Origin of the sequence: Meiothermus sp. Pnk-1 (assembly GCF_003226535.1) — a bacterium.
GTDB lineage: Bacteria > Deinococcota > Deinococci > Deinococcales > Thermaceae > Allomeiothermus.
In genome coordinates this window covers 105,289-130,961 of record NZ_QKOB01000001.1, presented here as the reverse complement: position 1 = coordinate 130,961, position 25,673 = coordinate 105,289, and the positions used below count along the sequence as shown (strand labels likewise).

Sequence of the window (25,673 nt, the reverse complement as noted above, 5' to 3'; positions counted from 1 at the left end):
TGACCATCATACCGGGAAGGAGGCCCCTCAGCCCGCACCCCGTACCTAAGGGGTTTGGTAACAAGATGTACGGCGAGGGCGATCCACCGCGTTTGGCGCCCGCCTATCCCTTCACCGCCCCCGCGGTGAGACCCGCCACGATGCGCTGTTGGAAGATCAGCACCAAGATCACGAGCGGCACCGTCACGATCACGCTGGCCGCCATAATCGAGCCCCAGGGGATCTCAAAAGGGGTCGCCCCGCCAAAGGAAGCAATGGCCACCGGCACGGTCTTGACCTGGTTACCGATGGTGAAGGTGAGGGCGAATAGGTACTCGTTCCAGGCGGCGATGAACGCCAACAGCCCGGTGGTCACCAACCCCGGACCGGTGAGCGGGAGCATCACCCTGAGCAGGGTCTGCATCGGGGTGGCTCCATCTACGTAGGCGGCCTCCTCGAGCTCCCGCGGCAGTCCCCGGAAATACCCGGTCAACACCCAAACCGTAAAGGGCAGGGTGAAAAGCAGATACGAGAAAATCAAACCCCAGTAGGTGTTAAAAATGCCCAGTTGCCGCAGCAGCACGAACATGCCCGACAACACCGAAACCTGGGGAAACATGGTCATGGCCAGTACCAAATAGAGCACCGCGTTCTTGGGCGGGAAGCGCAAGCGCCCCAAGGCATAAGCTGCCAGCACCCCCAGCACCAGCGAAAGCAGCGTAGAAAGCCCCGCCACGATGAGCGAGTTGACCAGGTTACGCCCGAAGGCCGCCCCGCTGAAGACGTTTTGGTAATGGGTGAGGGTAAAAGGGATGGGCAAAAAGCTGGGGTTGGCGCTGAAGAGCGCGTCGCTGGTCTTGAAGCTGCTGATCACCGCCCAGTAGAAGGGAAAGACGCTGTAGACGATGATGAAGACCACCAGGAGGTAGAAGAGCGCTCGACCTACCCAGTAGGTCACCTTTTTGCCGGTGCGGGCGCGCCGCACGGGTGCGGTTTGGGCATTATTCATTGACGCCCCTCCCCACCGAACGCATATAGATAAACACGAAGATGAAGATGATCACCAAGATGGCTACCGAGATGGTCGAACCGTAGCCCAGATCCTGGAAGTCGATGAGCTGTTGGCGGTTGTACACCGCCAGGCTTCGGGTGGCGGAGTTTACCCCGGTCATCACGAAGATCACGTCGAAAACCCGCAGGGCATCCAGGGTGCGGAAAATCAGCGCCACCACTAAAGCCGGGGTCAGAAGCGGTAGGGTCAGGCTCCAAAACTGCTGCCACTTATTAGCCCCGTCGATGTCGGCCGCCTCGTAGATATCCGAGGGGATGAGCTGCAATCCCGCCAACAGCAAAAGCGCCATGAAGGGGGTGGTCTTCCACACGTCTACTGCGATGATCGAGGGCAACACCGTGGCGGGGTTGGCCAGGAAGGCGACCTTATTGGCCAGCAGGCCCAATTTGACCCCCAGCACGTTGATGACCCCGTAGATGTCGTTGAGCATCCACTTCCACATCTGGGCCGAGACCACCGTAGGGATGGCCCAGGGGATCAGGATGGCGGTACGCACCAGGCCCCGTCCTTTGAAGTTGGAGTGGATAACCAGCGCGATCGCCAATCCTAAGATGGTCTCGAGCGTCACCGAGAAAAAGGTAAACTTCAACGTATTCCAAAGGGCTTCTCTAAATTCGCCGTCTTGGGTCAACAGGTAAGTGTAGTTTCTCAGCCCGATCCACACCGGGGGTTCCACAAAGGCGATATCTGCTTTATGAAAGGAGTAATAAAACACCTGGGCCAGCGGATATCCAGCCACCAGCGCTACCACTAACAGGGTAGGCGTCACCAGCAACCAGGCCAGCCGGGTTTGTCGTACGGTCAGCATAGCTTTCCCCTATGGCGTCAAGTCTATCAGGAAGCGTGATCGCGGGGACCTTAGGCCAACCCTGAAAAGGGCATATGGGGCGCAGCCGGGCTGCGCCCCATACGGGCTCGAGGTTACGGCCCGACGATACGCTTGAGTTTGGTCTCGATTTCCCGAACCGCCTGGGCGGTGGGCTTGGATCCGGTGATGGCGTCGTGTACCCCCGTCCAGAAAGCCTCGGAAGCCTGGTTGTACTTGGCCCCGGTTACCCCGGAAGGACGGCCGACGGCGTTTTGGAACACCGGCAACAGCTCCTTGAACCAGGGGTTCTTGGCCAGGACATCCTTGTCGTTGTAGAGGGCGGGGCGGGTAGGCAAGCGCGAGAGGGAGATGGCGTTGTCCTTTTGCACCTCGACGCTGGTGTAGTACTTGACCAAATCGGCGGCGACCTTCTGGTTCTTGGAGTACGCCGAGACCATCAGCTGCCAGCCCCCTAGGGTAGCGGCGTTCCGGCCTCCAACCCCGGCGCCCTTGGGCAGCACCGTCACGCCGATTTTGCCCTTGACCGCGCTGCCCTCGGATTGGCCCAGGCTGTAGGCATAGGGCCAGTTGCGCATGAAGGCGGCGTTGCCGCTTTGGAAAGCGTTACGGGCTTCTTCCTCGGCGTAGCTGGTCACCCCAGGAGGGGCGATCTTCCCGATCCAACCCCGCACCATGTTGAGCGCAGCGATGGCCTGAGGATTGTTGATGGTCACCTTACCATCAGGCTCGATGATCCGGCCTCCACCATTGGAGTAAATCCACTCGAGGGCGTCGCAGGTAAGCCCTTCATAGGCCTTACCTTGGAAAACAAAGCCCCAGAAGTCCTTGTTGCCCGCCTGACGCTCGCCAGCCTGGATCTTCTCGGCCATCTGCTGCAGTTCAGTCCAGGTGGCCGGGGGCTTGGAGTAGCCGTACTTCTTCAGCAGGTCGGTACGGTAATAAAGCAGCCCGGCGTCGGTAAAGAAGGGAATCGAGGTGAGCTTGCCCTTGATGGTGTTGTTCTCCACGATGCGGGGGAAGAACTGGGCGATCTCCTCCTTGGAGAAGAACTGGTTGAGATCGGCGGCGTGAGGAGCCACGATCCCTGGCCAGATCACGTCGATCATGTACACGTCGACATCGGGGCTCTTGGCCGCCCAGTACTGCTGGTAGAGGGCCAAGCGGTCGTTGGTGTCGGCAGGGGCATCGATATACTCGATCTTGTTGCCGGTTTTCTGGGCCCACTCCTCGGCCACTTTCTTCATCCAGCGGCCCCCCTCGCCCACTGCGGTGGAGTCGCCGGCGATGCGAATCGTCACCCCTTGAGCCAACGATAGACCACCCATAGCCAGGGTGAGGGTCAACGCGCCTATCAACCATCGCTTGAGCTTCATTGGGTCCTCCTTTTGGAATTGCTTCCAGCGGGGATTCTACCCTGGCCCACAAAGAGCTGTCAAGGGAAAATCCCTTCCTCCAGGACAAAACGTTTTACCGGATGAACGACCCGACCAAGAGAGGAATCCACCGCGTTTAGCCTCTTGCATACGACGTATGACGTGAGTAAAGCCCCCTGCTCTGGGAGGGTTTGGAGTGGCCAGCGCTGGGCCCATTCGGAAAAGCATGTACACCTAAGCCGCTAGGACAGCTTTTTCAGCGCCTGCACCAGCTGGCTCAGCACGCTCTGGGCGTCTCCGTAGAGCATGCGGGTGTTATCGGCATAGAACAGCTCGTTCTCCACCCCAGCGAAGCCCTTCCCCTGCCCACGTTTGACCACGATGACGTTCTTGGCCTGACCTACCTCCAAAATCGGCATCCCGTACAGCGGGCTCCCCTGGCGGTGGGCGGCTGGGTTCACCACGTCGTTGGCCCCGATCACCACCGCTACGTCAGCCTGAGGAAATTCCGGGTTGATGTCCTCGAGGTCATAAAGCTTCTCGTAGGGCACCCCCGCCTCCGCCAGCAGCACGTTCATGTGGCCCGGCATCCGGCCTGCCACCGGGTGGATGGCGTACTTGACCTCTACCCCTTTGGCCTCGAGCACATCGGCCAGTTCGCGCAGCTTGTGCTGGGCCTGGGCCACCGCCATCCCGTATCCGGGCACGAAAATCACCTTCTGGGCATAGCCCAGCATCACCGCGGCGTCCTCGAGGTCAATCGGCTTGAGGCTCCCCTGGACCTCGCCAGGGGCTTGCTCCACTCCGAATCCGCCCATCAACACGCTCCAGAGTGAGCGGTTCATGGCCTTGGCCATCAGGAGCGTAAGCAGCGTGCCCGCCGCCCCCACCACCGTGCCCGCTACGATCAGCGCAGGGTTCCCGATGGCGAACCCCTCGAAGCCCACCGCCAGCCCGGTGAAGGCGTTGTACAGCGAGATCACCACCGGCATGTCCCCCCCGCCGATGGGCAGGGTCATCATCACGCCAAAGGCCAGCGCCGCCAAGAAGAACAGGAAGATCAGCCCCAGAGCGTCGTTCGCCAGCAAAACCCCCCCCATCAGCAAAGCGAGCACCAACACCGCCAGGTTGAGCGTGCGCTGGAAGGGGAACTGTATGGGGCGGCTGGAGATCAACCCTTGCAGCTTGGCGAAGGCGATCAGGCTGCCGGTGAAGGAGACCGAGCCGATCAGGCCGCCCAGGATGGCCAGGGCCATCAGCCCGCTGCCCTCGAAGTCCGAGCGCAGCAGTTCCACCGACGCGATGGAAGCCGCCGCCCCGCCGCCCATGCCGTTGTAGACGGCCACCATCTGCGGCATGTCGGTCATCTGCACCCGCTTGGCCGCGACCCAGGCCACTCCGGTGCCAAGGGCGATCGCCAGGAGCATCAGCAGGAAGTTGCCGGGGAGGCTAATGGGGGTGAGGAAAGTCACCAGCGTAGCCGCCACCATCGCCCCGCCCGCCCATACGATGCCGCTTTTGGCCGTCGCGGGCGAGGCCATCCGCCGTAAACCCAGGATGAAGAGAAAAGCGGTCAGGAAGTAGGCTGCTTGGATAATCGTGTCCATAAGGCTTGTCTACGCCTCCAGCGCCTAGCGTTTGGCCCCCGGCTTCCGCTCGAACATCTCCAGCATCCGCTCGGTCACCGCGTAGCCCCCCGCGGCGTTGGCCGCGCCCAGCATCACCCCGATGAAGCCGATGGCCTGCTCGAGCGGGGTCTCGGCCTTGCCCAATACCACCATGGCCCCCACCAGCACGATGCCGTGGATGAAGTTGGAACCGGACATAAGGGGGGTGTGGAGGATCACCGGGACCCTCGAGATCACCTCGTAACCGGTAAACGCCGCCAGCAAGAAAATGTACAGCGCCGCCCAAGTGGGATCCATCAGCGCGCCTCCTTTTTGATCAGCTCTTGGGTGGGCCCGTGCACCACCTGGCCGCCCTGCACCAGCAAAGCCCCGGCCAGGATCTCATCGGACCAGTCAGGGGCCAGCTCGCCGTGGTTGATCAGAAGCTTGGAGAGGTTATAGAGGTTCTTGGCGTACATCTCGCTGGCGTGGACGGCTAGCTCGCTGGGAAGGTTTAGGGGACCGTAGATCCGCACCCCGCCCACTTCCACCACCTCGCCAGGGCGGGTGAGTTCGCAGTTCCCTCCCGACTCCGCCGCCAAGTCCACGATCACCGCACCGGGGGCCATCCGGGCCACCATATCCTGGGTGATCAAAACAGGGGCCGTGCGCCCCGGAATCTGCGCGGTGGTGATCACCGCGTCCATCCCGCCTATTTCCTTGGCTAAAGCTTCTTGCTGGATACGCCGCTCCTCCTCGGTGAGCTCGCGGGCGTAGCCTCCTTCTCCCTCGGCGCTGATGGGCAGCTCGATGACCTTAGCCCCCAAGGAGAGGGCCTGCTCGGCGGCTGCTTTGCGTACGTCGTAGGCCCAAACGTTGGCCCCCAAGCGCCGCGCCGTAGCGATGGCCTGCAACCCCGCCACCCCTACCCCCATCACCAGCACCTTGGCCGGGCGGATGGTCCCGGCGGCGGTGGTGAGCATGGGGAAAAATCGGCTCGAGAGGTTCGCCGCTAACAGCGCGGCCTTGTACCCCGCCACGGTGGCCTGGCTGGAGAGGGCGTCCATGCTCTGGGCCCGGGTGATGCGGGGGATGAGCTCCATCGCCAGCGCCGACAAACCCCGCTCGGCCATGGCCCGTACCCGCTGGGGATCGCGGTGGGGGTACTGGAAACTAACCAGCACCGTACCCGCGGATAGTTGGTGGATCGCTTCCCAGGGCAGCGGCCCCACCGAGAAGACCACCTCGACCCCCGAGTATAGCTCGTGAGCCTCCACAATCTCGGCCCCGGCTTGGTGAAACGCCTCATCGGAGAAAAACGCCCCCTCCCCGGCCCCGTGCTCGAGCCGCACCGCGCAGCCCTCCTTGACCAGCCGGGCCACCACCTCCGGAGTGAGGGCTACCCGGCGCTCCTCTGGTGCGGCTTCCTTTGGCACAGCCACGTGTACCATCGCCACCTCCACTTATGCAGTGAAGTATATCCCACTAGCACGGCAGTGGGCGTACATGCGAAAATCGGGGCCATGCACCCTTCGCTCCCACGGCCCTCGAGCCTCACCGTCCTCTTTGTCCTGGTCGCCGGGGTGTTGGCGGTGTCCTTTGGCTCGATCTTTGTTCGGTTAGCGACCGAGGCCGCCGCGGTACAGGGCGTGGGATTCAGCCTGGTGGTGAGCGCCCTGCGGCTCACCCTGGCCTCGCTGGTCCTGCTCCCCGCCTGGAGAGCGTTGCGCAAGGCCAAGCTAAGGGCCGGAGCCTGGCGCTATGCCATCCTGGCGGGCGTGTTTCTGGCCGTTCACTTCGCCACCTGGATCACCTCCATCTCCTACACCTCCATCGCCGCCAGCGTGACCCTGGTCAACACCAACCCCATCTGGGTCGCCCTGATCTCCTGGGTCTGGCTCAAGCAGCCCCCGGCACGGCTTACGATCTTGGGGATCACGGTGGCCTTCATCGGAGGGCTGATCATCGCCCTGGGGGGAGGCTCCAACCCCGGCCCCAACCCGGCTTTGGGAAACTTCCTGGCCGTGGCGGGAGCGGTAGCGGTCTCGTTTTATTTTCTGCTGGGGCGGGAAGCCCAACAGCGGGGGTTTCCCATCGGTCTTTACGCCGCGGTCGCCTATAGTGCGGCTGCCCTCGTACTGCTGCCGCTCCCTTTTCTATTCGGTACTCCCTACCTGGGCTACCCTACCCAAGCCTATGCGTGGATCCTCCTTATGGCCTTGATTCCCCAGCTTATCGGGCACACCAGCTTCAACTGGGCGGTGCGTTGGGTGGCCCCGGTGCTGGTGACGCTGGCGATCCTTTTTGAGCCGGTGGGGGCGAGCCTGCTGGCCTATTTCGTCTTCGGCGAACTTCCCGGCCTGCCCGTCCTGCTTGGGGCGGGAGTACTGCTGGTGGGGGTCGTGGCGGCGGTGTTAGGGAGCCGGGAAACTCGCTAGTCCGCTGATCCTCACGCTTCTGTGTGGCGGCTCTCCTAAACTTCCCTATGTGCGTCCGCTCTGGCTCGTCCTGATCCTGGCTTGGGGATGGGCTGTGGCCCAGCTCTGCGACCAACCCTTCTCCCCTACCCGCGAGGGCCTGGAGTGGCAGTATCGCATCACCGGCGGCGAGAGCGCTGGGGTCTATATCCAGCGCAAGACCAACCTCAGCAGCCAGGGTTTTGTTCAGGTGAGCAAGGGGGAAAAGCTCGAGCGCACCGAGCGTTACCGCTGCACCCCGGAAGGGCTGGTCCCCATAGACTTCGCCGGTTTCGAGGGTTTCAAGGTCGAAGTGGGTAATGTTACCGGGGTGGCCATCCCTCCTTATGACAGGTGGGCGGTGGGAAGCTCCTGGGGGTACGTGGCGGATATCCAGGGCGAGACCACCCAAGGGCCCAAGATCTGGGGGAAAGGAACGCTCGAGGTGCGCTACCGGGTAAGCGGCAAAGAAACCGTGAGCGTCCCGGCAGGGCGCTTTGAGGCCTTTAGGGTGGAGACCACCACCACTTTTAAAATCGACGCCAGGTTTGGCCTCTTGAGCTTCCCCTTCAACCAGCAATTCCAAAGCACCAGCTGGTACGCCGAGGGAGTAGGGCTGGTCAAGACCGTCTCGAGCCGCCAGACCATTGAACTGGTGGCCTTCAGGCGGTAGATCGGGCTGCACTTCCCACAAAACCTAGGCCTTCAAGACCACGATCCAAAACCAAACCCCTACCGCAAACACCGCCGCCACCCCCAGCAGCAAGCGGAAAAAGCGCACCAGGTACACCGCCCCGAAAAAAAGCCCCGCCCCCAGCGCCGCCAGGATAGCCCCAAACGCCGAAATCCGCCTGGCGATCCCCTCCAAGAAACCGGGGAAGTCCACCCGTACGTTCGCCAAAGCCCGGCTGAGGCCCGCGTCGGGAGGGTAGTTGGCCAGCGTGTACGCCCACCAGGCCAACAGGGCTCCTAGCACGATCAAAAGGCCACCGAGGAGTTCTAACCACAAAGTCGAACTGGATGTCGGGCGCATGGCCTTAGGTTGACACTCCCTCGCCGTGGCGGGAAGCCGGTGGGGCCCTTGGTTCATCACCGCTCGCGTGTAGGTCTTACCGGGGCTCCCCAAGCGCTTTGCGTCGCCGTGTGACCGGCGACTTGGACGGCTTGGACACTACGGATGGCCCATCCGCCGCTCGCCATGCTCTGGGACCACGTAGGAGGGGCTGCTACATCCCCTGAAGGCGGTGGGTTTGAAGCCCCCCGCTGACCCCGACCTCTCCCGTGACCCGCGCTCAGCCCTTCACCACCGTCAATCTCCTCGACCTTGGGAGGCCCTGCTGGGGGCGAGCCAGTACACTTTTAATTCTAAAGCGTGATTGTAGGCTAACCCCATGCGTTGGCCCCTGCGAAGCCTCTGCTTGCGGGTCAAGGATTTAGAGGCCGAGCTGGACTTCTACCGCGACCTGCTCGGCCTAGAGGTCCTCGAGCAAGGCGGCGACCTGACCCGGCTAGCCCCCCAGGGTAAAGGGTTTACCCTCGAGCTGCTCCACGATCCCAGCGCGCCGCTGCGCCCTCAACCCTCGTTGGGCCTGTACCACTTCGCCCTGCTCCTGCCCGACCAGAGCAGCCTGGCGGCGGTGTTCCGGCGGCTCGTTGAAGCCCGCTACCCGAGTTGGGAAGGGGCTTCCGACCACGGGGTCTCGGAAGCCTTGTACCTGCGCGACCCGGAAGGCAATGGGCTCGAGCTATACCGCGACCGCCCCCGCTCCGAGTGGCCTCGAAGCCGTAGCGGGGTGGCGATGTACTCCCGGCGGCTCGACCTGGATCGGTTGCTCACAGCGGCCCCCAGACCCGCCCCCCTCTCCCCCGATACCCTCCTCGGCCACCTCCACCTTCACGTGGCGGACCTCGACGAAGCCGAACGGTTTTTCGCCCAAAGCACAAACATGCAACTCACCCAGCGCAACTACCCTGGCGCGCGCTTTCTCGCCGTGGGGGGCTACCACCACCACCTAGGGATCAATACCTGGGCAGAGGGCCGCACCGCCCCCGAAGGCAGCACAGGCTTGATCAGCTACACCTGGCAAAGCGGGGAAAGCCGGGATGAGCTTGAGACCCGGCTAAACCACCTGGGTCTCGAGTTTATGGCTTCTTCGCAGGGCTTTACCTTGACCGACCCCAACGGGGACGCGCTCCATCTGCTTGCCTACCCCTACTCTCCGGAGGCGGATCCCAGCGCTCGACGTACGGCCTAAGGCGCGGGACGTTATGGCGAAGATCAGCCGAGGCGCTCGAGGAGCGATGGGTTTGATTCCCCGCGCCTTGCGTTTTGCGTACGAGGTTTGACGTGCGGTTGGCACCAATCAAGTTACCCGTGCACGCAGAGACTTTGGAGGGACGCCTAACGGTGGTAGGGCTCGCCGCGCTTCAAGGTCTCGACCCGATATAGCTGCTCGAGCAACACCACTAAAGCCAGCTCGTGCTGGAGGGTGAACCTGGATAGGCTTAAGAGCCAGTCGGCCCTCCGACGCAATTCCTCGGTGTGCCCATTCGCCCCGCCGATCAGGAAAGCCACCCCCTTTTCGCCGTGCAGCTCCCAGTCCAAGAGCTTCTTGTGCAGGCTGAGGGTATCGACCAGTTCGCCGCGCTCGTCCAGCACTACCCGCAGGTAGCCCTGGCTAACTTCGAGCAGCCTCGAGCTTTCCTCCCCCGGCTTTCCCTCCCGCACCTGGAGCAGCTCGAATCTGCCGGTTTTATTCAAGCGGTGCGAATATTCTTCCACTCCAGCCCTGGCATAGGCCAGCTTGGGTTTACCTACCGCGGCCACCCGGATCCGCATAGCCCTTCGCCTCGCAGTATACGTCGGCAAAGTATACGGCCCTTCGACGGCAGGGTATAATTGACCCTTAAGGAGGCAGCCGCAGCATGAACCGGGCCTACGCTATCCCAAGCCCCATCGGGCGGCCCATGCTGCCCTTCCCCCGGTTTTGCTAGAAGCTTACCCAGCTTCGGCAAACGATCGGCCCTTACCCAGGGCCAGGCAATCCCCTCGAGGCGGATACCCCGCTCGAGCCACGGAGGACTGCATGATTAAAGATGCATGGACGTTCAAGCCCTTCTCCGCAGCCCCCATCGCCCTGATGGACGAGCAAGGCAACTGGGTGGCGGACTTCCCCTTGGAGCTTCCCCCCGACTTCCTGCGCGGGCTCTACCGGGACATGCTGGCGGCGCGACTGCTGGATGAGAAGTTCGTCATCCTCATCCGCACCGGTAAAACCAGCTTCATCGCCCCCCACGCCGGGCACGAAGCCGCCCACGTGGGCATCGCCCACGCCATGCAGCGCGGCCACGACTGGCTGTTCCCCTATTACCGCGACATGGGGCTGATGGTGGCGATGGGGATGCCGTTCAAAGAGATCTTCGGGCAGATGCTGGGCAACGCCGCCGACCCGGCTAAGGGCCGCCAGATGCCTTCCCACCCGGGCTCGAGGGCGCTCAACATCTTCACGGTCTGCTCGGCCATCGCCAGCCACATCCCCCCGGCGGCGGGGGCCGCAGTCAGCATGAAGCTCAAGGGGACCGGCCAGGTCTCGGTCTGCACCTTCGGCGATGGGGCGACCTCTGAGGGCGACTGGTACGCGGGCCTCAACTTTGCCGCTGTACAGGGGGCTCCAGCGGTATTTGCGTGCCTCAACAACCGCTACGCCATCAGCGTAGACCTCTCCCACCAGACCGCCGCCCACAGCATCGCCGACAAAGCCCATGCCTTTGGCATCCCCGGCTATCGCGTGGACGGGATGGACGCGCTGGCCAGCTACTTTGTGATGCGGGAAGTGATCGAGCGGGCCCGAAGCGGGCACGGGCCGGCGTTAGTAGAGCTCGAGGTCTACCGCTACGGCCCGCACTCCTCCGCCGACGACGATCTCCGCTACCGCCCCAAGGAGGAGGTGGAAGCGGCCAAGAAGCGTGACCCTATCGAGCGCTTCCGGCGCTTGTTGGAGAAGCAGGGCCTATGGAACCTGGAGTGGGAGGAGCGGCTCCGCGCCGACCTCAAGGCCCGGATCGACCGCGCGCTCGAGGAAGCCGAGGCTATGGGAGAGGTTCCCGCGCTGGCCATGTTCGACGACGTATTTGCCGAACCGACCTGGAACCTGATCGAGCAACGCGCGCTCGTCCAGGAAGAGCTTCGGTAGGGCTCTAACGAATCTTTTGCGTACCAGGACCTGAGACGTACGACGGAGGTACGATGTGCCGACCTTGACGATGATCCAGGCCATCAACGCAGCCCTCGACGAAGAGATGGCCCGCGACGCGCGGGTAATGGTGCTGGGCGAAGACGTGGGCAAGCGCGGCGGGGTCTTCCTCGCCACCGAAGGCTTACAACAGAAGTACGGCCCCGACCGGGTGATGGACACCCCCCTCTCCGAGGCAGCCATCATCGGGGCCGCGGTGGGGATGGCCGCCCATGGGATGCGCCCGGTGGCCGAGATTCAGTTCGCCGACTACGTGTTCCCCGGCTTCGACCAGCTCGTCTCACAGGCTGCCAAGTTGCGCTACCGCTCGGGCGGGCAGTTCACCGCCCCCATGGTAGTGCGTATGCCCAGCGGAGGCGGGGTCAGGGGTGGGCACCACCACTCGCAAAGCCCCGAGGCCCATTTCGCCCACACCGGCGGGCTCAAGACCATCGTGGTCTCTACCCCCTACGACACCAAAGGCCTCTTGAAAAGCGCTATCCGCGACGACGACCCGGTGATCTTCATGGAGCCCAAGCGGCTGTACCGAGCCCTCAAGGAAGAGGTGCCGAGCGAGGAGTACCTGATCCCCATCGGCAAGGCTGCCGTCCGCCGCGAGGGCAGCGACATAAGTTTGATCTCCTACGGCGGGAGCATGATCGAGACCCAAAAAGCCGCTGAGGAGCTGGCTTCTGTAGGTATCAGCGCGGAGGTGATCGATCTGCGTACGGTGATGCCCTGGGACAAAGAGGCTGTGCTCAACTCCGTAGCCAAAACCGGAAGGGTGCTAGTCATCTCGGAAGCTCCGCGCACCGCAAGCATCGCCAGCGAAGTCGCAGCGACCATCGCAGAAGAGTTGCTCGACCAGCTAGAAGCCCCCCCCTTGCGCGTAACCGGCTTCGACACCCCGTATCCTTACGCCCAGGATAAGCTCTATATGCCCACCGTAACCCGCATCCTGAACGCGGCCAAAAGGGCGTTGGACTACTGACCGCTGAACCCCCCAGCCCCTTCGCCCAGGGTCTTGGATGTGGGAAAATCAGCGGGCGGACCCCTCGTTCCGCCCGCGGTGGAAACCCCAGAAGCGACGAAGACCAAAGGAGAGGTATGCCCAAAGAGATCGTCTTGCCTGAGCTAGCCGAATCGGTGGTCGAGGGCGAAATCCTAAAGTGGCTCGTCAACGAAGGCGACGAGCTCAAAAAGGATCAGCCCTTCGTCGAGGTCATGACTGACAAGGTCACGGTGGAGTTACCCAGCCCCTATGCAGGGGTGCTGGTGCAAAAGCTGGTGAAGGAGGGGGATATCGTCAAGGTTCACGCCCCCATCGCCCTCATCGCCGAGCCCGGTGAGGTGACCGGGGCCATCCGTGACCACAAGCCCGCCCCTCCGCCCTCACTTCAGGCGCAAGAGGAGCGCAGCATCGTGGAGCCGGGCAACGCGGTGGAAGACTCGGGGGAGGAGCTTTCGCTATTCAAGCCAGACAAAAAGCAAGAACAGGTGAAAAATCCCTTCACCCAGGCCACTCCGCGCGGGGTTGCCGTAGCCGAGCCACCGCGGGCCGCCACCAACCCCTATGGCCGGGTGATCGCGGTGCCTGCCGCCCGGAAACTGGCCAGGGACCTCGGCCTGGACATCTCTCAGATCCCCGGCTCCGGCCCCAATGGAAGGGTGCGGGTGGAGGACGTGAAGAGCTATGCCGGGTCGAGGCTCGAGAGCCCCGCGCCCATCGCGCCCCAGCCCGCCACCCCAGCACCTGCGCAGGCCCCGGCCCCTGCGGGATTCCCCGCTCCCGTGCAGTACAGGTCGCCCAAGGGCTACGAGGCCCTCGAGGAGCGCCTCCCCCTGCGCGGCTTGCGCCGGGCCATCGCCAACCAGATGGTGGCCTCGCACCTCTACACCGTGCGCACCCTGAGCGTGGACGAGGCCGACCTGACCGAGCTCGTCGAGCTGCGCGTGCGCCTGAAGGCCGAGGCCGAGCGCCAGGGCGTCAAGCTCTCCTACCTGCCCTTCATCTTCAAGGCCATCGCCCGCGCGCTCAAGAAGTTCCCCAGCCTCAACTCCTCGCTGGACGAGGCCCGCCAGGAGATCGTCCTCAAGAAGTACTACAACATCGGCATGGCCGTCGCCACCGACGCCGGGCTGGTGGTGCCGGTCATCAAGGACGTCGACCGCAAGAGCGTGCTCGAGCTCGCCGCCGAGGTGGGCGAGCTGGCCGAGAGGGCCAGGGCCGGCAAGCTCTCCCCCGAGGACATGGTGGGCTCGAGCTTCTCCGTCACCAACATCGGCTCCATCGGCGCGCTCTTCAGCTTCCCCATCATCAACGTGCCCGACGCGGCCATCCTGGGCGTGCACTCCATCCAGAAGCGCCCGGTGGTGATCGACGACGAGATCCGGGTGCGGCACATGATGTACCTCTCCCTTTCCTTCGACCACCGCCTGGTGGACGGGGCCGAGGCGGCGATGTTCTGTAAGGAGGTCATCCGGCTGCTGCAGAGGCCTGATCTGCTCTTGCTGGAGGCCATCTAAAGCAAAACGCAAAACGCTAGACGCAAAACGCGACACATGGGCAACTTCAACAACCGCTTTGGCTTCGAGAACCTCGAGGTCTACCAGCTCGCTCTGGACATGACAGCCGAAATTTACAGGGTCACAGCCGCTTTCCCTAAAACCGAACAGTACAGGCTGAGTGACCAGATCTGCCGGGCAGCCACCTCGATCGCGCTGAACATCGCTGAAGGCCGCGGGCGCGGCACGGATAAGGACTTCTGCCGCTTTCTTCACAACGCTCGAGGTTCTCTTCTCGAAGCCCTCGCAGGACTACAGATTGCCGTTAGGCTTGGTTTCTTGGAAGCGTCGGCCTACGAAGCCTTGAACGATCATGCAGGCAGGCTGAACGCCAAGATCAACGCCCTCATCAGCACGCTCAAGCAGGATTAGCCCCGCGTCTTGCGTTTTGCGTCTGGCGTTTAGCTCATAATAGGAGCGCTATGTCAACCATCTACGATGTCATCGTCATCGGCACCGGCCCCGGCGGCTACCACGCAGCGATCCGGGCGGCGCAACTGGGCAAGAAGGTACTGGCGGTGGAGGCGGAGTACGTGGGCGGAGTCTGCCTCAACGTGGGGTGCATCCCCACCAAGGCCCTGCTGCACGCGGCCGAGGAATTCGAAGGCGTCAAGCACGGCGCGAGCTTCGGGCTCGAGGTCAAAGACGCCAGGATGGACCTCAAGAAGCTGGGAAGCTGGCGCGACGGCATCGTCAAGCGGCTCACCGGCGGGGTCTCGCAGCTTTTCAAGGGCAACAAGGTCGAGCTCAAGACCGGCTTCGCCAAGTTCGTCGGTCCCAAGACCATCGAAGTCGGCGGGGAGCGCATCGAGGGCAAAACCTTCATCATCGCCACCGGAAGCGAGCCCAACACCCTGCCCGGCTTCGAGGTAGATCAGAAGGAGATCATCGACTCTACGGGCGCGCTGCGGGTGGAGGACAACTTCCCCAAGCGCCTGCTGTGCATCGGGGGCGGGGCGATCGGCCTCGAGTTTGCCCAGGTCTACAAGCGCATGGGCGCCGAGGTCACGGTGATCGAGTTCATGGGCCAGATCCTGCCCGCCGCCGACCCCGAGACCGCGGGCCTCCTCGCCAAGGTGCTCACCAAGCAGGGCATCGCCATCAAGACCCACACCAAAGGCGTGAATGTCGAGCGCAAGAAGGACGGCCTGCACGTGACGCTGGAGGACGTGAAGAGCGGGGCGCAGGAAGAGATCGTGGTGGATAAAATCCTGGTGGCCACCGGCCGCCGCCCGCGCGGCAAGGGGCTGGGGCTCGAGGCCATCGGCGTCAGGGTGGACGAACGCGGCTTCATCCCCACCAACGAGCGGATGGAGACGGGCGTGCCCGGCATCTACGCCATCGGCGACGTGACCCGCCCGCCCCTCTTGGCCCACAAGGCCATGAAGGAGGGCCTGGTGGCCGCCGAGAATGCCGCCGGGGGCAACGCGGTGATGGACTACCACATCCCCAACGTGGTCTACACCTCCCCCGAGTGGGCCGCCGTGGGCCTGACCGAGGAGGAGGCCGCCAAGGCCGGCTACAAGGTCAAGGTGGGCAAGTTCCCCCTCTCCGCCTCGGGCCGCGCCATGACCCTAGAGGCCACCGACGGCCTGATCAAGCTGGTCGGCGACGCCGAGACCGACCTGCTCCTGGGCGTGCACATCCTGGGCCCCAACGCCTCCGACATGATCGGCGAGGCGGCGCTGGCCTTAGAGATGGGCGCCACCGTCACCGACGTGGCCCTCACCGTACACGCCCACCCCACCCTTTCCGAGGGGATCATGGAAGCCGCCGAGCACCTGCACAAGCAGGCTATCCATATCGCCAACCGCTAAGGCGACAACGCCCCGGCTCCTGAGCCGGGGCGTTCTCTTCGCGCAGGTGAATCAGTAGACCTGCTCGCGTTGCCCGAAGCTGATGACTCGAGGCGTACCCACCTCGTCGAGTTCGGTGGTGGGGAAATAGGGCGGCGCCTTACCATTGAGCATTCGCTGGTCGTAGGTGAACTTGCGTCCGTAGCCGGTAGAGAACGTTCCGGTCGAGGAATTGAAGGTGCCAAAAGCTCCGTAGTAGTACTCGATAATCCCTCCCAGTAGGTTTACGTCACCAGCAGGTGAAATGCTATTGTAATTCTCGACCCCAACAATGCCCCTAGAGCTCATGAGGACTCCCTGAATCGCAATATTCGCAGGAGCGAGTAATCCGCTGGAGGCATCCCCTCCACCGATCAAGATGTCGCCCGGGTCAGAGGAGGTACCCTGAGCATAAATCCCAAGGATGTTGTTGACATCCAAGTTGTCACAGGTAGCGCGGGTTACGCTTCCATCCGGGTTGCGAGTGGGGCTCGAGCTGCACGGCGGATTCTCGTACTTGAGGTCGCGCGTGATACGGATGTCGTTCCTGGCTGCTATGGTGATCTCCGCGAAGTGAGCTAGCGCGGGAGGAGCATTGTCGGGATTAGAGCTATTCGCAGGCACTCGGCTGGGCCCCCGCAACCGGTCAATGCTTCCTTCGACATAGATGACCCCGTTGAAGTTGTTCTGCACCACCACCCAACTGCTTCCGCTCTTGCGGTACAAAACCTTGCTGGGACCGTCCGTGTAACGATACTCTGTACAACTGCTCGAGCTTGAGCTGGTGCAAGCCTTGATGTACTGGTAGGTGGCCGCAGGCTGCCACTGCCCCGAGGCGTTGCGGGTCAGGAGGTTACCATTGCTGTCGGTCGCGTATAGGTCAAGGGAATAGAGGTTGCTTGCGAAGAGCAGCCCCCGGTCATTGGCAGCCTCACGTTGGCGATTGTCGTTGTCCGGTAGCTTTACGAAGCTCGACCTCCAGCTCACACCATCGGTAAATGCCGGTTGGGTCCCCCTATAGGTCGGGGCAGAGGCGTTGGGGGACATTGAGCTTTCAGCGATAAAATTTTGGCTTCTGCCATCGGCAGACATGAAGCTTGCCCCAGGAGTTATGCTCCCACTGCAACTCGACACCCCCGGAGACGTGCAGCCGGCACTGGTTACCTCGCCTCCGAACCAGGGGTTGCGGTAGAAGCGGAAGTACTGGTTGGTGTGTACTGGGCCATCGAAGAGGGTACGATCCGTGAACCAAATGTCTTCACCGCCACGGGAAGCATGGACGTTGGTAAACAGCGCATAGCGGGCAAAGCTGCTACGCCCAATAGGAAAACGATACTCTCCTTGCAGTACAACGTTACGCCGATAGGTTCCCTGGGTAGCTTCGGCAACCATCACAAAAGGCAGAGAGTACTGCTGAAGGTTGTTGTCCCCGGTGCCACCCCTCGGAGAACCATCCACGAATCGGCCAGATGGCAGTTTAACTCCTGTAGGCAACCCCACACCGCTGGGGTAAGTAGTGGAGCCCGCACAGGCCGTATTAGTGAAGTACACCCGCACCCGCACAGTAGCCCCGGATCCTGCGGGCGCTGGATTAAGATCGCACACCAAGCTGTCAACCTGGGTTTGAAGCTGCCCAGCGACAACTGCCAAATCGCTCGCTACGGTAGCGGGGTCGGGTTGGGTTCCACTGCCATTCCCCCCATAGCTCCAGCGGTTGGTGGTACTCGAGGTCGCGTTCACCACCTGCCGCAAACGATCCCTTACGGGCCCCGTAAGCAAAGCCCCAGCCACGTTGGCCCCACCGCGTGCTAACATCAAGGTCTGAACGACCGCGGTGTCGTCGCGGCTGTGGCGCATCTCATCGATCATTCGGCTGAACATCAGGGCCAAAACCCCACCGATGACCAAGATCGAAACGAGAGCGACGACCAGAGCGATGCCGTGCGACTTTCTCATGAGCATGAGACCACCGTCCCCATGGCGTAGGTACCGTTGTTGAGGAGTTCTACCTGGCCGGTGTACGTTCTGGTGATGGCACGCCCTCGCGAGTTCTCCCGAGCCTCCATCACTACCTGCAAGCGCTGGAGGGCGTAGGTCGTGCCCGCATCGGTAAACGTCATACCCGGGAAAGCACCGCTGGAAAAATTCCATGTCCTCAGGGTGCCACCGGAGCTCGAGTAGATATAGTCGATGCGGAAATTGGTGATGCCAAAGGCCATGGGCTGCTCCGTGCTGCCCTCGCGGGTGTAGAGGGTATTCTGGCTAGGATCGTAGCGAATTCCCATGGCTCGAATCCGGAAAACCAGCGTGCCGGTAGGGGCAAAGGCTAGCGGATTGCGGCAAGTAGCGTGGGAAAGCCTCCACTGGCTGGGCTGCCCGTTCTGGGCTACGCCGGAGACGGGCAGCACGATGGACTGGGCCCCGTTGACCATCAGTAGCTGATCGCCAGGGTTGATCCCCAATGCAGATGCTGTCGTGGCGGGGGATAGAATATCGGCATAGTAGTCCTGCTTGTTGACGACCGGGTACCCGGCTCCGCCGTCGATTAGGCCGATGGAAACAGCCTGAGCGGTAGGTGTGTAAGGCTGATTGATGATTCCACCGAAGATCGCACTGCGCAGGTCCTGCGTAATTACCTCCATCACCCTTCGCAGCTTTGCCTGAGAGTTAGTCACAGCCTCCTGATCGCTCTGCGTTCGCAACGACTGAATCAGGCCGTTGTAGGCAATCGTCATCACCGTGATCAGTACGGCCAGCGCGATCAGGACTTCGATTAGGGTAAAGCCTCTAGCTTTGCGCATGCCTTTCTCCTAGTTGATGCCAGGCAAAGGTGCCGCTGCCCCGCCCGCCACGGGAGCAGCCCCAACGGTTCGAGCTTCCACGCACGACTCCCCCCGCGCGCCACGCCAGCACACCTGAATGCGATAAGCCCGCAGGCTGTCGAGGTTCAGGCCGCCGCTCACCGCCCAAGCAGGGGTTCCTTCGTTATCAATCCTTGCCCGATACAGGTCGGGGTTAGCAAAGCGCCCCTCCCGGGTCAACTCAGGAAAGCTGGTTCTGAGGGTTCCATAGTTCCACTCTCTATACGTGGACGTGCTGTCCGGCATTACTGCGTCGTCGGCCCCTACCAGGCGTCGCCCGAGATAATTCAGCAACTGAGCCGCCTGGGTGCGCCCTCCCGATTCGACGTTTTGGCGTACACTCCCAAGGATTAGAAGGGTAAAAGCCGATAAGGCCACACTCAGAATGGCCAGAGCCACTATAACCTCGATGAGCGTCAATCCCCGCCTGTTCATCGCGACCCCACCTGCTGCACATCCACTTCTCCAATGAGCGAAAACCTAAGGGCGTAAGAACGCCCGTTGACCGTGACGTTGATGGGTTGGCTGAAGCTGGAAGGAAAGATAACCTTGCCAGGGGGTGTGAAACTAAACCAGGTTCCGCTGGGAAGTTGTCCGCTCAGGCTGCTGGTTAGATCCACAAAACGGATCACCTTGGGGGTGGATTCCTGAGTCTGCACCTGGAGACGCTGACCGTTGAGCACCAGATCGAGGCGTTGGCCACGGCTAGCTGCGGCGGTAGCCCCTTGCCAAACGATCTGCCGTATGGAGTTGAGGCTCGCGCTAGCCTGCTGGTTGCCGAGTATTCTGCGGCCCGAGACCACTGTAATCCCAAGCACTATTCCGATTAGCGCAGCAACTAGCAAGAGCTCGATAAGGGTCAACCCTCGAGACCGTTTCATGGTTTTAGTCTAGCTGGGTGGATGTATTGTGAACCACCCCCTATTAGGGGGATTGGGATTTAGTGCGACTTTCAGAGCATTGGGCTGCGGCGTGAAACGCCAAGCGCAGTGAACTACGCTCTCCTAGCAGTGCGTAAATCTTGTCGGGCTGCTTAGGTCGTTTTCGCTGGACACCAGCGCTCAGGCGCCCAAGCATTGACCAGCTGTTTTCCACTCAGACCGGCCTTGGCCGCGAGGACCAAGCCATAGGCGATGGTGGGTAGACCCTCCACGCTATGGGCGTCGGTCCCCAGGGAAAAGCGCAGCCGGTCGCGCCACTTCAGCACCAGCCGCCAGTCGAGGTCACAGCGGTAGTAGTTGCAGTTGATCTCGACGATCACCCCGCGCTCGGCGGCGCGCTCGAGCACCCGCTCCCAGTCGGCCTCGGCCCCCCTGCGCCGCAACAGCAGCCGCCCGGTGGGGTGCCCGAGAATCTTTAGGTAGGGGTTGTCCAGCGCCCTCAGCAAGCGCTGGGTTTGCTCTTCTTTGGGTAGGTTGAGCCCCGAGTGCAGGCTGCCGATCACCACGTCGAAGCCGGCCAGCATCTCTTCGGGGTAATCCAGCGAGCCATCGGGGAGGATATCGGACTCGATGCCCTTGAGGATGCGGAAGGGGGCCAGCTCGGCGTTGAGTTTTTCGATCTCGGCCCACTGCGCCTTCACGCGCTGCGGCTCCAAGCCCCCCGCGTAGGAGGCCGATTGGGAGTGGTCGGAGATGACCATGTAAGCATAGCCCTCGGCGATGGCGGCCTCGGCCATGGCCCGCAGGCTGGCGGTGCCATCGGAGTAGGTGGAGTGACAGTGGATCAGGCCCCGCAAGTCCTCGCGCCGCAAAGGTTGACCGGGTTCCTCCAGGCCCAGGTGCTCCGGCTCGCGCCAGTAAGGGGAAAGCGGCCTGCGACCCAGCCGCTCGAAGACCTCGGCTTCGCTTTGGCCCGCCGGAAGCTCTCCCAGCGACTCGACGAAGGCCCTCGAGCCCGTAGCCTGCAAAAGCACGGTGCCGTAGTCGTGCTGTGCGGCGCAGAAAACTTTGAGGGGCAGGCCCCCCAGATGACCGTGCAGCACCGAGCCCTCAACGCGCTCAATATGGCGCCCGAGGGCATTCTGCACGGCTTCGGGCCGGGCCAGGGCCACGAAGTCGAGGTTGCCGATGGTCTCGAGGCCCCGCCGGAAGCTCCCGGCCACCTCGGCCTGGATGCCCGCACCGGCGAAGTCGGCCAGCAGCAGCTCGGCGGCTGCGGCCGCCTCGCCCCACAAGACGCGGCGCAGGCCCTCGATGGCAAAGCGCGCCGCCTGGACCAGGTTGGCCTCGGTTTTAGCCCCGAAGCCGGGGATCTCCCGCAGCCGTCCGGCCTCGCCGTGGCGGATGAGCTCCTCGAGCGAGTCCACCCCATGCTCCCACAGCGCCCGGATGCGCTTGGGACCCAGCCCCTGCACCCGGAAGAACTCCAGCACGCCCGGCGGTACCTGGGCCTCGAGTTCGGCCATGTAGGCGAACTCTCCACTCTGCACGATCTCGGTGAGCAGGGGAGCCAGCGTCGGACCCACGCCGGGGACCCCCTTGAAGCCTTGGGCGGCCAGGGCCTCGAGGTCGGCCTCGAGCCGCTCGATGTTGCGGGCGGCTCGGCGATAGGCCTGAGCCCGGAATTCACCCTCACCCAGGACTTCCATCAAGTCGGCGGCGTACTCGAGCATCCCGGCCAGCTCTTTGCGGTTCATGGCTATAGCGTAAAGGCAAAACGCGGTTTTTGGGCCTCTGGTGCGTATACTACCCCAGCCCGTACGGCTGTGGCCTTCCCGAGCGAAACACCAGCGCCTGGGCGTAACCGGCCTGTTTGAGCACGGACACCGCCTCGGCGAAGCGGTGAGCGACCTCCCCAGGGGCATGGGCATCGGAACCGAGCACCACGGGGATGCCCAGCTCCCGGGCCCGCTCGAGGAGGGCCGGGCTGGGATAAAGCTCCCCGACCCTCTTGCGCCAGCCCGCCGTGTTCACGTCCAACGTCAGACCCTCCCCTGCGATCACCTGCAAAGCCTCCTCGGCCAAGTCGAGGTAGCCCTCGGCGGGGATATGCCCGAACTTCTTGGGCAAGTCGAGGTGCCCGATGCTGTGGTAGAGCCCCGAACGGGCGGCCTGGGCCACCAGCCTGAAGTACTCGCGATAGACCTCGCGCAACTCGCGCTCGTCGAACTCGGCGGCGAAGGCCGGGTTGTCGAAGGGCCAGGCTCCGATGTAGTGCACGGAGCCGATGACGTAGTCGTAGGGGTAGCCCGCCACCATCCGCCGCACGAAGCCCTCGGTGCCCGGATGATAGTCGGCCTCGAGCCCGATCCCCACGTAGAAGTCTCCCGCCTGCTCGCGGGCCTGCTCGAGCATGGCGTGATAGATGGGCAACTGCTCGAGGCGCATGCGGAATGCCGCATCGAACCAAGGAGGCATGGGGCTGTGGTCGGTGATCACGATGCCTCGCAAGCCCGCTTTCCGCGCTGCTGCCACGTACTCGGCGGGCGTACCGACCGCGTGCTGGCAAAGAGGGGTGTGCAGGTGGGAGTCGAACATAGGCCAAACGCTATACGCCAAAGGCCAATCGCTGCAAGGCCCGGCGGTATAATCCCGGCATGACCGCCCTGGCCCTCGCGCTGATCCTGGTCTCGGCGGGGTTGCACGCCGGTTGGAACCTCCTCGCCAAGCGTTCGGGAGGCGGGGCTGTGTTCGTCTGGCTCTTCTGTGCCCTCTCCGCCCTTTTCTGGGCTCCCCTCGCCGTCGGCTTTATGGTGTGGCAACAACCCCACCTCGGCCCCGGGCAGATAGGGTTCATGGGGGGAAGTGTCCTCTTGCACCTGGCCTATTTTTTGACCCTGCAAAAAGGCTACCAGGTCGGGGATCTGTCCTTGGTATACCCCCTCGCCCGAGGCACCGGGCCGCTGCTCTCGACCATCGCGGCCATGGCTTTTTTCGCCGAACGGCCCACCCCTTTGGCCCTGCTGGGGGCGCTGGCGGTGGTGGTCGGGGTGTTCGTGATGGCGGGGGGTGGCCGGGCTTTTTCGGGTTCGAGCGAGAAGCCCCGTTGGGCGGTGCGCTACGGGCTGCTTACCGGCGGCCTCATCGCGGCCTATACGCTGTGGGACAAGCACGCCGTGAGCGCGCTGCTCCTGCCGCCGATTTTGCTCAATTGGGGCAACGACCTGGGCCGCACCCTCCTGCTCTCGCCGCTGGCCGTTCAGCGCTGGGGCGAGGTGCGGGAGGAGTGGCGGAAGAACCGGCTCGAGGCCATCGGGATCGCTATTCTCTCCCCACTGTCCTACATCCTGGTGCTCACCGCCCTGAAGTTCACCCCGGTCAGCTACGTAGCCCCGGCCCGCGAGGTGAGCATCCTGATCGGCGCGGTGCTGGGGGCCCGCTTCCTGGCCGAAGGGGAGGTGCGGCGGAGGCTGTGGGCGGCGAGCGGGATGGTGCTGGGGGTGGTGTTTTTGGCGTTGGGCTGAGGCCCAACCTACCTCGAGCCCTGCACCCCCAGGCTTTTCAGGACTTGGGCGGCTTCGCCGTAGCTAGGGCGGAGCCTGAGGGCAGCTTGCAGATCGGTTTTGGCCAAACGCAAGTTGCCCAAGGCGGCTTGCGCTCGGCCCCGCCAGTAGAGGGACTCCTCGAGGTCCGGGGCCTTGGCCAGGTTCGCGCTGGCCAGCCGCACCACCTCGGTGTAGCGCCCGGCCCGGTAGTAGGCTTCGAAGGGCCCGAACTGGTACCACAGCATCCGCCAGGGCCAGCCCAGGGCGCGGGCCTTGTCGAAAGCCTCGGCGGCTCCTTCGACGTTGCCTTGCTCGAGCAGCGCGCTGCCCAGGTTGAACCAAGCGTGGACGTTTGCGGGCTCGGCTTTGGTTTGGGATAAGGCCACCTCGAGCGCCCGCTTCCACGCCCATTCGGGACGGGCATGCGGGCCTAAGACCCGTTCGACTTCCCCGGCCTCCTTAGGGGGATACACCACCAAGTAGGTGCGGTTGAAGTGGCTCCACACCGCGTCGAAATCGCTGTATCCCAGCGTGACCTTGGGGCCATAGTAGGAGTCGAAAGCGAAGAAGCGTTGGCTTCTGTCGTCGTAGCCTACCAGCAGGCGGTAGTGCCCCATCCAGCCGTGCTCCGGCACCACAAACCCGCTCTCGGCGATCACCGGGAACCCGGCGGCCAGGAGCTGCTTGAGCAGCTCCAAGTCTCCGGCCACCCCGTAATGAACCCGGTAGCCCTGGCTACGGGCATAGGCCGCCAGCTCCTCGGGGCCCACATTTTTGTCGGCTCGGTTGGGCTTGAGCACCGGGGCGATCTGGTACTGGGTCAGGCGGCTACCCCAAAAGCTCATCGCCATGCCGAGCGTCGCCGGGCCGCAGTTGTTGAACCGCTGGTATTCGTGGCGGATGCCCTCGAGCCGGAAGCTATCGGGCTGGGCGGCCAGGGCCAGGCTCAGGAGAAGGGCTGGGGCGAGGGAGCGCATGGGGTTAAGTATGGCAGAGCCCCCCCAGAGGGTTGTGAGGGCTCCGACCTGGGGGATAGGGGTCAGCAAAACCTCGAGCCTGCCGCTTCGATCAAGCCAGCTTCGGTCGGGATACGCCCCGAGCTCAGTTCGGAAACCAGATGCTTACTCATCCGCCCCAGACCGTCCCGTACCCGGCGCCACTGCTTTAGGTCCTGGCTGGAGGGATCAGGGAAGGAGACGTGCAGGCGGTGGGTCTTGGCCGGATAGACCGGGCAATTCTCGGCGGCGCTATCACAGACGGTGAGCACCAGGTCGAAATTCCAGGGGTCGGGAAGGTCGTAGAGGGTCTTGGAGGTATGACCCGAAAGGTCAATCCCCACCTCGCCCATCACCTGGATAGCCTCGGGCTTGACCTGGGTGGCCTCGGTTCCCGCAGAAAAGATCTCGGCGTCTAAGCCGGCCTGCTGGGCATGATGGCGCAGCCAGCCCTCGGCCATCTGGCTGCGGGCTGAGTTATGGGTGCACAGTACCAGAATGCGCATGACTTCAGCTTACCGGAGGCCAAGCCGATGTCGGTCAGGGCAATGTCAAGTAAAAACCCTCCTATTGGATCGGGAGCATCGTGCGACAGCTATGCGCTAGGTCATGGGCAAAACGCTAAATACGGAGGATCGTCCCCTCCTGGCGTATTAATCGTTGAACAACTTGGAAAAGGCCTCTTTGCCGCCCTCCTTATTCTTGAGGCGGTAGAGGTCGCCTTTGCGCTCCAGCTTTTGTTCGCGCAGGAGGGCCTCGAGCGCTTTTCTCAACTCCTCGCGCGCGAGGGGTTCGCCCTCTTCGTCCAGCCAGCGCTGAATGTCCTTTTCGCTGGCGAAGCGCAGCCTCTCCACCGCCCGCAGCACCCAGCCTTTGGTGTCCATGCCGCTATTTTAGTGCGCCATCCGGCGACAATAGACCCATGGACCCTTACCGGGAGTACCAGGATTACGTCGTCGCCCACCGCCTGAGGGCAGCCTTGGGCCAGCCCACCGGGCGGCCTTTGCCCTTGAGCGAGTATGCCCGCTTGCGGCTACGGCGGAGTGAGCTGGTGCGCAGGCTGGTAGCGCGGCAGGGTGACCCCTATCTCCTGGCGCAGATCGAGCAGTTGACCGAGGAGCTCAACTACGGCTTCTGGTCCAACCCCACCACGATGAAAGCCTTTCTGCGCCGCTTCGCCCCCTTGCGTATCCCCGCCTTGAGTTCTCCTCAAGATTTCGAGGGCTTGCTCACCCAGGAAGAGCGCTCGAGGCTACCTGAGCCGGGCTTGGCGGGGCGCTACTACCTGGGCTGGTTACGGCTGCCCCAGCTGGTGATGGAGCCCCTCGCCTTCGAGCAGGCCATGCGCGAGCAGGAGGTCTGGGGCGAGCGGCTTGGGCTGTTCCTGGATGTGTTTCACCAGGTCCCGCGCAGGTAAATCGATCGTCCCGGGGGCCAAGAAGG

The 25,673-nt window shown here is 63.1% G+C and carries 27 protein-coding genes; 10 read left to right on the top strand and 17 right to left on the bottom strand.

Going from position 1 to position 25,673, the window contains the following annotated elements:
- Positions 1-103: 103 nt before the first annotated feature.
- From DNA98_RS00685 to DNA98_RS00660, 6 genes are all read right to left on the bottom strand, one after another.
- Entirely contained in the window at positions 104-988 is an 885-nt protein-coding gene (locus tag DNA98_RS00685) for a carbohydrate ABC transporter permease (protein WP_233492984.1), read from the bottom strand.
- Positions 981-1,859 carry a carbohydrate ABC transporter permease gene (locus DNA98_RS00680; RefSeq protein WP_110524587.1) on the bottom strand — a complete coding sequence of 293 codons (879 nt, stop codon included), beginning with the start codon at positions 1,857-1,859 and terminating at the stop codon, positions 981-983. The genes DNA98_RS00685 and DNA98_RS00680 overlap by 8 nt, the downstream gene beginning before the upstream one ends.
- A gap of 113 nt (positions 1,860-1,972) precedes the next feature.
- Positions 1,973-3,253 carry an ABC transporter substrate-binding protein gene (locus DNA98_RS00675; protein WP_110524585.1) on the bottom strand — a complete coding sequence of 427 codons (1,281 nt, stop codon included), beginning with the start codon at positions 3,251-3,253 and terminating at the stop codon, positions 1,973-1,975.
- A gap of 242 nt (positions 3,254-3,495) precedes the next feature.
- A complete protein-coding gene (locus tag DNA98_RS00670) occupies positions 3,496-4,860 on the bottom strand; it encodes an NAD(P)(+) transhydrogenase (Re/Si-specific) subunit beta (RefSeq protein ID WP_110524583.1) in 1,365 nt (454 codons plus the stop codon).
- A 24-nt stretch (positions 4,861-4,884) separates the two neighbouring features.
- The gene (locus tag DNA98_RS00665) at positions 4,885-5,178 is read right to left on the bottom strand and encodes an NAD(P) transhydrogenase subunit alpha (RefSeq protein ID WP_110524581.1); all 294 of its coding nucleotides are present in this window, start codon (positions 5,176-5,178) and stop codon (positions 4,885-4,887) included.
- A complete protein-coding gene (locus DNA98_RS00660; RefSeq protein ID WP_110525362.1) occupies positions 5,178-6,311 on the bottom strand; it encodes an NAD(P) transhydrogenase subunit alpha in 1,134 nt (377 codons plus the stop codon). The genes DNA98_RS00665 and DNA98_RS00660 overlap by 1 nt, the downstream gene beginning before the upstream one ends.
- 72 nt (positions 6,312-6,383) lie before the next feature.
- Between DNA98_RS00660 and DNA98_RS00655 the strand changes: the two genes are divergently transcribed.
- The gene (locus DNA98_RS00655) at positions 6,384-7,298 is read left to right on the top strand and encodes a DMT family transporter (RefSeq protein WP_110524580.1); all 915 of its coding nucleotides are present in this window, start codon (positions 6,384-6,386) and stop codon (positions 7,296-7,298) included.
- 49 nt (positions 7,299-7,347) lie between these two features.
- A complete protein-coding gene (locus tag DNA98_RS00650) occupies positions 7,348-7,989 on the top strand; it encodes a hypothetical protein (protein WP_110524578.1) in 642 nt (213 codons plus the stop codon).
- A gap of 24 nt (positions 7,990-8,013) precedes the next feature.
- On the opposite strand, the gene DNA98_RS00645 is transcribed toward DNA98_RS00650, so the two are convergent.
- Positions 8,014-8,349 carry a hypothetical protein gene (locus DNA98_RS00645; RefSeq protein WP_110524575.1) on the bottom strand — a complete coding sequence of 112 codons (336 nt, stop codon included), beginning with the start codon at positions 8,347-8,349 and terminating at the stop codon, positions 8,014-8,016.
- A 358-nt stretch (positions 8,350-8,707) separates the two neighbouring features.
- Between DNA98_RS00645 and DNA98_RS00640 the strand changes: the two genes are divergently transcribed.
- Positions 8,708-9,571, top strand: coding sequence for a VOC family protein (locus tag DNA98_RS00640; protein WP_110524573.1), 864 nt, complete (start codon positions 8,708-8,710; stop codon positions 9,569-9,571).
- Between the two features lie 146 nt (positions 9,572-9,717).
- Here DNA98_RS00640 and DNA98_RS00635 read toward each other — a convergent pair whose 3' ends face one another.
- On the bottom strand, positions 9,718-10,155 hold the full coding sequence (locus DNA98_RS00635; protein WP_110524571.1) for a 23S rRNA (pseudouridine(1915)-N(3))-methyltransferase RlmH: 438 nt from the start codon (positions 10,153-10,155) through the stop codon (positions 9,718-9,720).
- A 247-nt stretch (positions 10,156-10,402) separates the two neighbouring features.
- On the opposite strand from DNA98_RS00635, the gene DNA98_RS00630 reads away from it, so the two are divergent.
- From DNA98_RS00630 to lpdA, 5 genes are all read left to right on the top strand, one after another.
- Positions 10,403-11,509, top strand: coding sequence for a thiamine pyrophosphate-dependent dehydrogenase E1 component subunit alpha (locus DNA98_RS00630; protein WP_110524569.1), 1,107 nt, complete (start codon positions 10,403-10,405; stop codon positions 11,507-11,509).
- A gap of 70 nt (positions 11,510-11,579) precedes the next feature.
- Positions 11,580-12,539, top strand: a complete 960-nt coding sequence (locus DNA98_RS00625) for an alpha-ketoacid dehydrogenase subunit beta (protein WP_370444428.1) — start codon at positions 11,580-11,582, stop codon at positions 12,537-12,539.
- A gap of 116 nt (positions 12,540-12,655) precedes the next feature.
- Positions 12,656-14,074, top strand: coding sequence for a dihydrolipoamide acetyltransferase family protein (locus tag DNA98_RS00620; protein ID WP_110524565.1), 1,419 nt, complete (start codon positions 12,656-12,658; stop codon positions 14,072-14,074).
- A 36-nt stretch (positions 14,075-14,110) separates the two neighbouring features.
- Positions 14,111-14,485 (top strand): four helix bundle protein, encoded by a 375-nt coding sequence (locus DNA98_RS00615; protein WP_110524563.1) that lies wholly within the window; start codon positions 14,111-14,113, stop codon positions 14,483-14,485.
- Between the two features lie 50 nt (positions 14,486-14,535).
- Positions 14,536-15,930 (top strand): dihydrolipoyl dehydrogenase, encoded by a 1,395-nt coding sequence (lpdA, locus tag DNA98_RS00610; protein WP_110524561.1) that lies wholly within the window; start codon positions 14,536-14,538, stop codon positions 15,928-15,930.
- A gap of 51 nt (positions 15,931-15,981) precedes the next feature.
- On the opposite strand, the gene DNA98_RS00605 is transcribed toward lpdA, so the two are convergent.
- The 6 genes from DNA98_RS00605 to DNA98_RS00580 all read right to left on the bottom strand — a co-directional run bounded on the left by DNA98_RS00605 (position 15,982) and on the right by DNA98_RS00580 (position 22,288).
- On the bottom strand, positions 15,982-17,763 hold the full coding sequence (locus DNA98_RS00605; RefSeq protein ID WP_370444427.1) for a DUF4900 domain-containing protein: 1,782 nt from the start codon (positions 17,761-17,763) through the stop codon (positions 15,982-15,984).
- A 137-nt stretch (positions 17,764-17,900) separates the two neighbouring features.
- Complete coding sequence (locus DNA98_RS00600) at positions 17,901-18,749, bottom strand: type II secretion system protein J (RefSeq protein ID WP_110524556.1); 849 nt, start codon at positions 18,747-18,749, stop codon at positions 17,901-17,903.
- Between the two features lie 9 nt (positions 18,750-18,758).
- Positions 18,759-19,244: a prepilin-type N-terminal cleavage/methylation domain-containing protein gene (locus DNA98_RS00595; protein ID WP_110524554.1), complete on the bottom strand. Its 486-nt coding sequence runs from the start codon at positions 19,242-19,244 to the stop codon at positions 18,759-18,761.
- Positions 19,241-19,690, bottom strand: coding sequence for a prepilin-type N-terminal cleavage/methylation domain-containing protein (locus DNA98_RS00590; RefSeq protein ID WP_110524553.1), 450 nt, complete (start codon positions 19,688-19,690; stop codon positions 19,241-19,243). Before DNA98_RS00590 ends, DNA98_RS00595 begins: the two co-directional genes overlap by 4 nt.
- 152 nt (positions 19,691-19,842) lie before the next feature.
- Complete coding sequence (locus tag DNA98_RS00585) at positions 19,843-21,447, bottom strand: DNA polymerase/3'-5' exonuclease PolX (RefSeq protein WP_110524551.1); 1,605 nt, start codon at positions 21,445-21,447, stop codon at positions 19,843-19,845.
- Positions 21,448-21,496: 49 nt separating this feature from the next.
- Complete coding sequence (locus DNA98_RS00580) at positions 21,497-22,288, bottom strand: histidinol-phosphatase (RefSeq protein WP_110524549.1); 792 nt, start codon at positions 22,286-22,288, stop codon at positions 21,497-21,499.
- A gap of 59 nt (positions 22,289-22,347) precedes the next feature.
- Between DNA98_RS00580 and DNA98_RS00575 the strand changes: the two genes are divergently transcribed.
- A complete protein-coding gene (locus DNA98_RS00575) occupies positions 22,348-23,214 on the top strand; it encodes an EamA family transporter (protein ID WP_110524547.1) in 867 nt (288 codons plus the stop codon).
- An 8-nt stretch (positions 23,215-23,222) separates the two neighbouring features.
- Here DNA98_RS00575 and DNA98_RS00570 read toward each other — a convergent pair whose 3' ends face one another.
- The 3 genes from DNA98_RS00570 to DNA98_RS00560 form a co-directional block, all read right to left on the bottom strand.
- Positions 23,223-24,212, bottom strand: a complete 990-nt coding sequence (locus DNA98_RS00570; protein ID WP_110524545.1) for a C39 family peptidase — start codon at positions 24,210-24,212, stop codon at positions 23,223-23,225.
- A gap of 62 nt (positions 24,213-24,274) precedes the next feature.
- Positions 24,275-24,736, bottom strand: coding sequence for an arsenate reductase ArsC (locus tag DNA98_RS00565; protein ID WP_110524543.1), 462 nt, complete (start codon positions 24,734-24,736; stop codon positions 24,275-24,277).
- A 147-nt stretch (positions 24,737-24,883) separates the two neighbouring features.
- Positions 24,884-25,114 carry a hypothetical protein gene (locus DNA98_RS00560; RefSeq protein ID WP_110524541.1) on the bottom strand — a complete coding sequence of 77 codons (231 nt, stop codon included), beginning with the start codon at positions 25,112-25,114 and terminating at the stop codon, positions 24,884-24,886.
- Positions 25,115-25,152: 38 nt separating this feature from the next.
- On the opposite strand from DNA98_RS00560, the gene DNA98_RS00555 reads away from it, so the two are divergent.
- Positions 25,153-25,647 (top strand): hypothetical protein, encoded by a 495-nt coding sequence (locus DNA98_RS00555; RefSeq protein WP_110524539.1) that lies wholly within the window; start codon positions 25,153-25,155, stop codon positions 25,645-25,647.
- Positions 25,648-25,673 lie beyond the last annotated feature (26 nt).

What these genes read in the sequence shown, in the direction of transcription:
- DNA98_RS00685 (WP_233492984.1), bottom strand. Translation starts at nt 988, where the DNA reads ATGAATAATGCCCAAACCGCACCCGTGCGGCGCGCCCGCACCGGCAAA.
- DNA98_RS00680 (WP_110524587.1), bottom strand. Translation starts at nt 1,859, where the DNA reads ATGCTGACCGTACGACAAACCCGGCTGGCCTGGTTGCTGGTGACGCCT.
- DNA98_RS00675 (WP_110524585.1), bottom strand. Translation starts at nt 3,253, where the DNA reads ATGAAGCTCAAGCGATGGTTGATAGGCGCGTTGACCCTCACCCTGGCT.
- DNA98_RS00670 (WP_110524583.1), bottom strand. Translation starts at nt 4,860, where the DNA reads ATGGACACGATTATCCAAGCAGCCTACTTCCTGACCGCTTTTCTCTTC.
- DNA98_RS00665 (WP_110524581.1), bottom strand. Translation starts at nt 5,178, where the DNA reads ATGGATCCCACTTGGGCGGCGCTGTACATTTTCTTGCTGGCGGCGTTT.
- DNA98_RS00660 (WP_110525362.1), bottom strand. Translation starts at nt 6,311, where the DNA reads ATGGTACACGTGGCTGTGCCAAAGGAAGCCGCACCAGAGGAGCGCCGG.
- DNA98_RS00655 (WP_110524580.1), top strand. Translation starts at nt 6,384, where the DNA reads ATGCACCCTTCGCTCCCACGGCCCTCGAGCCTCACCGTCCTCTTTGTC.
- DNA98_RS00645 (WP_110524575.1), bottom strand. Translation starts at nt 8,349, where the DNA reads ATGCGCCCGACATCCAGTTCGACTTTGTGGTTAGAACTCCTCGGTGGC.
- DNA98_RS00640 (WP_110524573.1), top strand. Translation starts at nt 8,708, where the DNA reads ATGCGTTGGCCCCTGCGAAGCCTCTGCTTGCGGGTCAAGGATTTAGAG.
- DNA98_RS00635 (WP_110524571.1), bottom strand. Translation starts at nt 10,155, where the DNA reads ATGCGGATCCGGGTGGCCGCGGTAGGTAAACCCAAGCTGGCCTATGCC.
- DNA98_RS00630 (WP_110524569.1), top strand. Translation starts at nt 10,403, where the DNA reads ATGATTAAAGATGCATGGACGTTCAAGCCCTTCTCCGCAGCCCCCATC.
- DNA98_RS00625 (WP_370444428.1), top strand. Translation starts at nt 11,580, where the DNA reads ATGATCCAGGCCATCAACGCAGCCCTCGACGAAGAGATGGCCCGCGAC.
- DNA98_RS00620 (WP_110524565.1), top strand. Translation starts at nt 12,656, where the DNA reads ATGCCCAAAGAGATCGTCTTGCCTGAGCTAGCCGAATCGGTGGTCGAG.
- DNA98_RS00615 (WP_110524563.1), top strand. Translation starts at nt 14,111, where the DNA reads ATGGGCAACTTCAACAACCGCTTTGGCTTCGAGAACCTCGAGGTCTAC.
- lpdA (WP_110524561.1), top strand. Translation starts at nt 14,536, where the DNA reads ATGTCAACCATCTACGATGTCATCGTCATCGGCACCGGCCCCGGCGGC.
- DNA98_RS00605 (WP_370444427.1), bottom strand. Translation starts at nt 17,763, where the DNA reads ATGTTAGCACGCGGTGGGGCCAACGTGGCTGGGGCTTTGCTTACGGGG.
- DNA98_RS00600 (WP_110524556.1), bottom strand. Translation starts at nt 18,749, where the DNA reads ATGCGCAAAGCTAGAGGCTTTACCCTAATCGAAGTCCTGATCGCGCTG.
- DNA98_RS00595 (WP_110524554.1), bottom strand. Translation starts at nt 19,244, where the DNA reads ATGAACAGGCGGGGATTGACGCTCATCGAGGTTATAGTGGCTCTGGCC.
- DNA98_RS00590 (WP_110524553.1), bottom strand. Translation starts at nt 19,690, where the DNA reads ATGAAACGGTCTCGAGGGTTGACCCTTATCGAGCTCTTGCTAGTTGCT.
- DNA98_RS00585 (WP_110524551.1), bottom strand. Translation starts at nt 21,447, where the DNA reads ATGAACCGCAAAGAGCTGGCCGGGATGCTCGAGTACGCCGCCGACTTG.
- DNA98_RS00580 (WP_110524549.1), bottom strand. Translation starts at nt 22,288, where the DNA reads ATGTTCGACTCCCACCTGCACACCCCTCTTTGCCAGCACGCGGTCGGT.
- DNA98_RS00575 (WP_110524547.1), top strand. Translation starts at nt 22,348, where the DNA reads ATGACCGCCCTGGCCCTCGCGCTGATCCTGGTCTCGGCGGGGTTGCAC.
- DNA98_RS00570 (WP_110524545.1), bottom strand. Translation starts at nt 24,212, where the DNA reads ATGCGCTCCCTCGCCCCAGCCCTTCTCCTGAGCCTGGCCCTGGCCGCC.
- DNA98_RS00565 (WP_110524543.1), bottom strand. Translation starts at nt 24,736, where the DNA reads ATGCGCATTCTGGTACTGTGCACCCATAACTCAGCCCGCAGCCAGATG.
- DNA98_RS00560 (WP_110524541.1), bottom strand. Translation starts at nt 25,114, where the DNA reads ATGGACACCAAAGGCTGGGTGCTGCGGGCGGTGGAGAGGCTGCGCTTC.
- DNA98_RS00555 (WP_110524539.1), top strand. Translation starts at nt 25,153, where the DNA reads ATGGACCCTTACCGGGAGTACCAGGATTACGTCGTCGCCCACCGCCTG.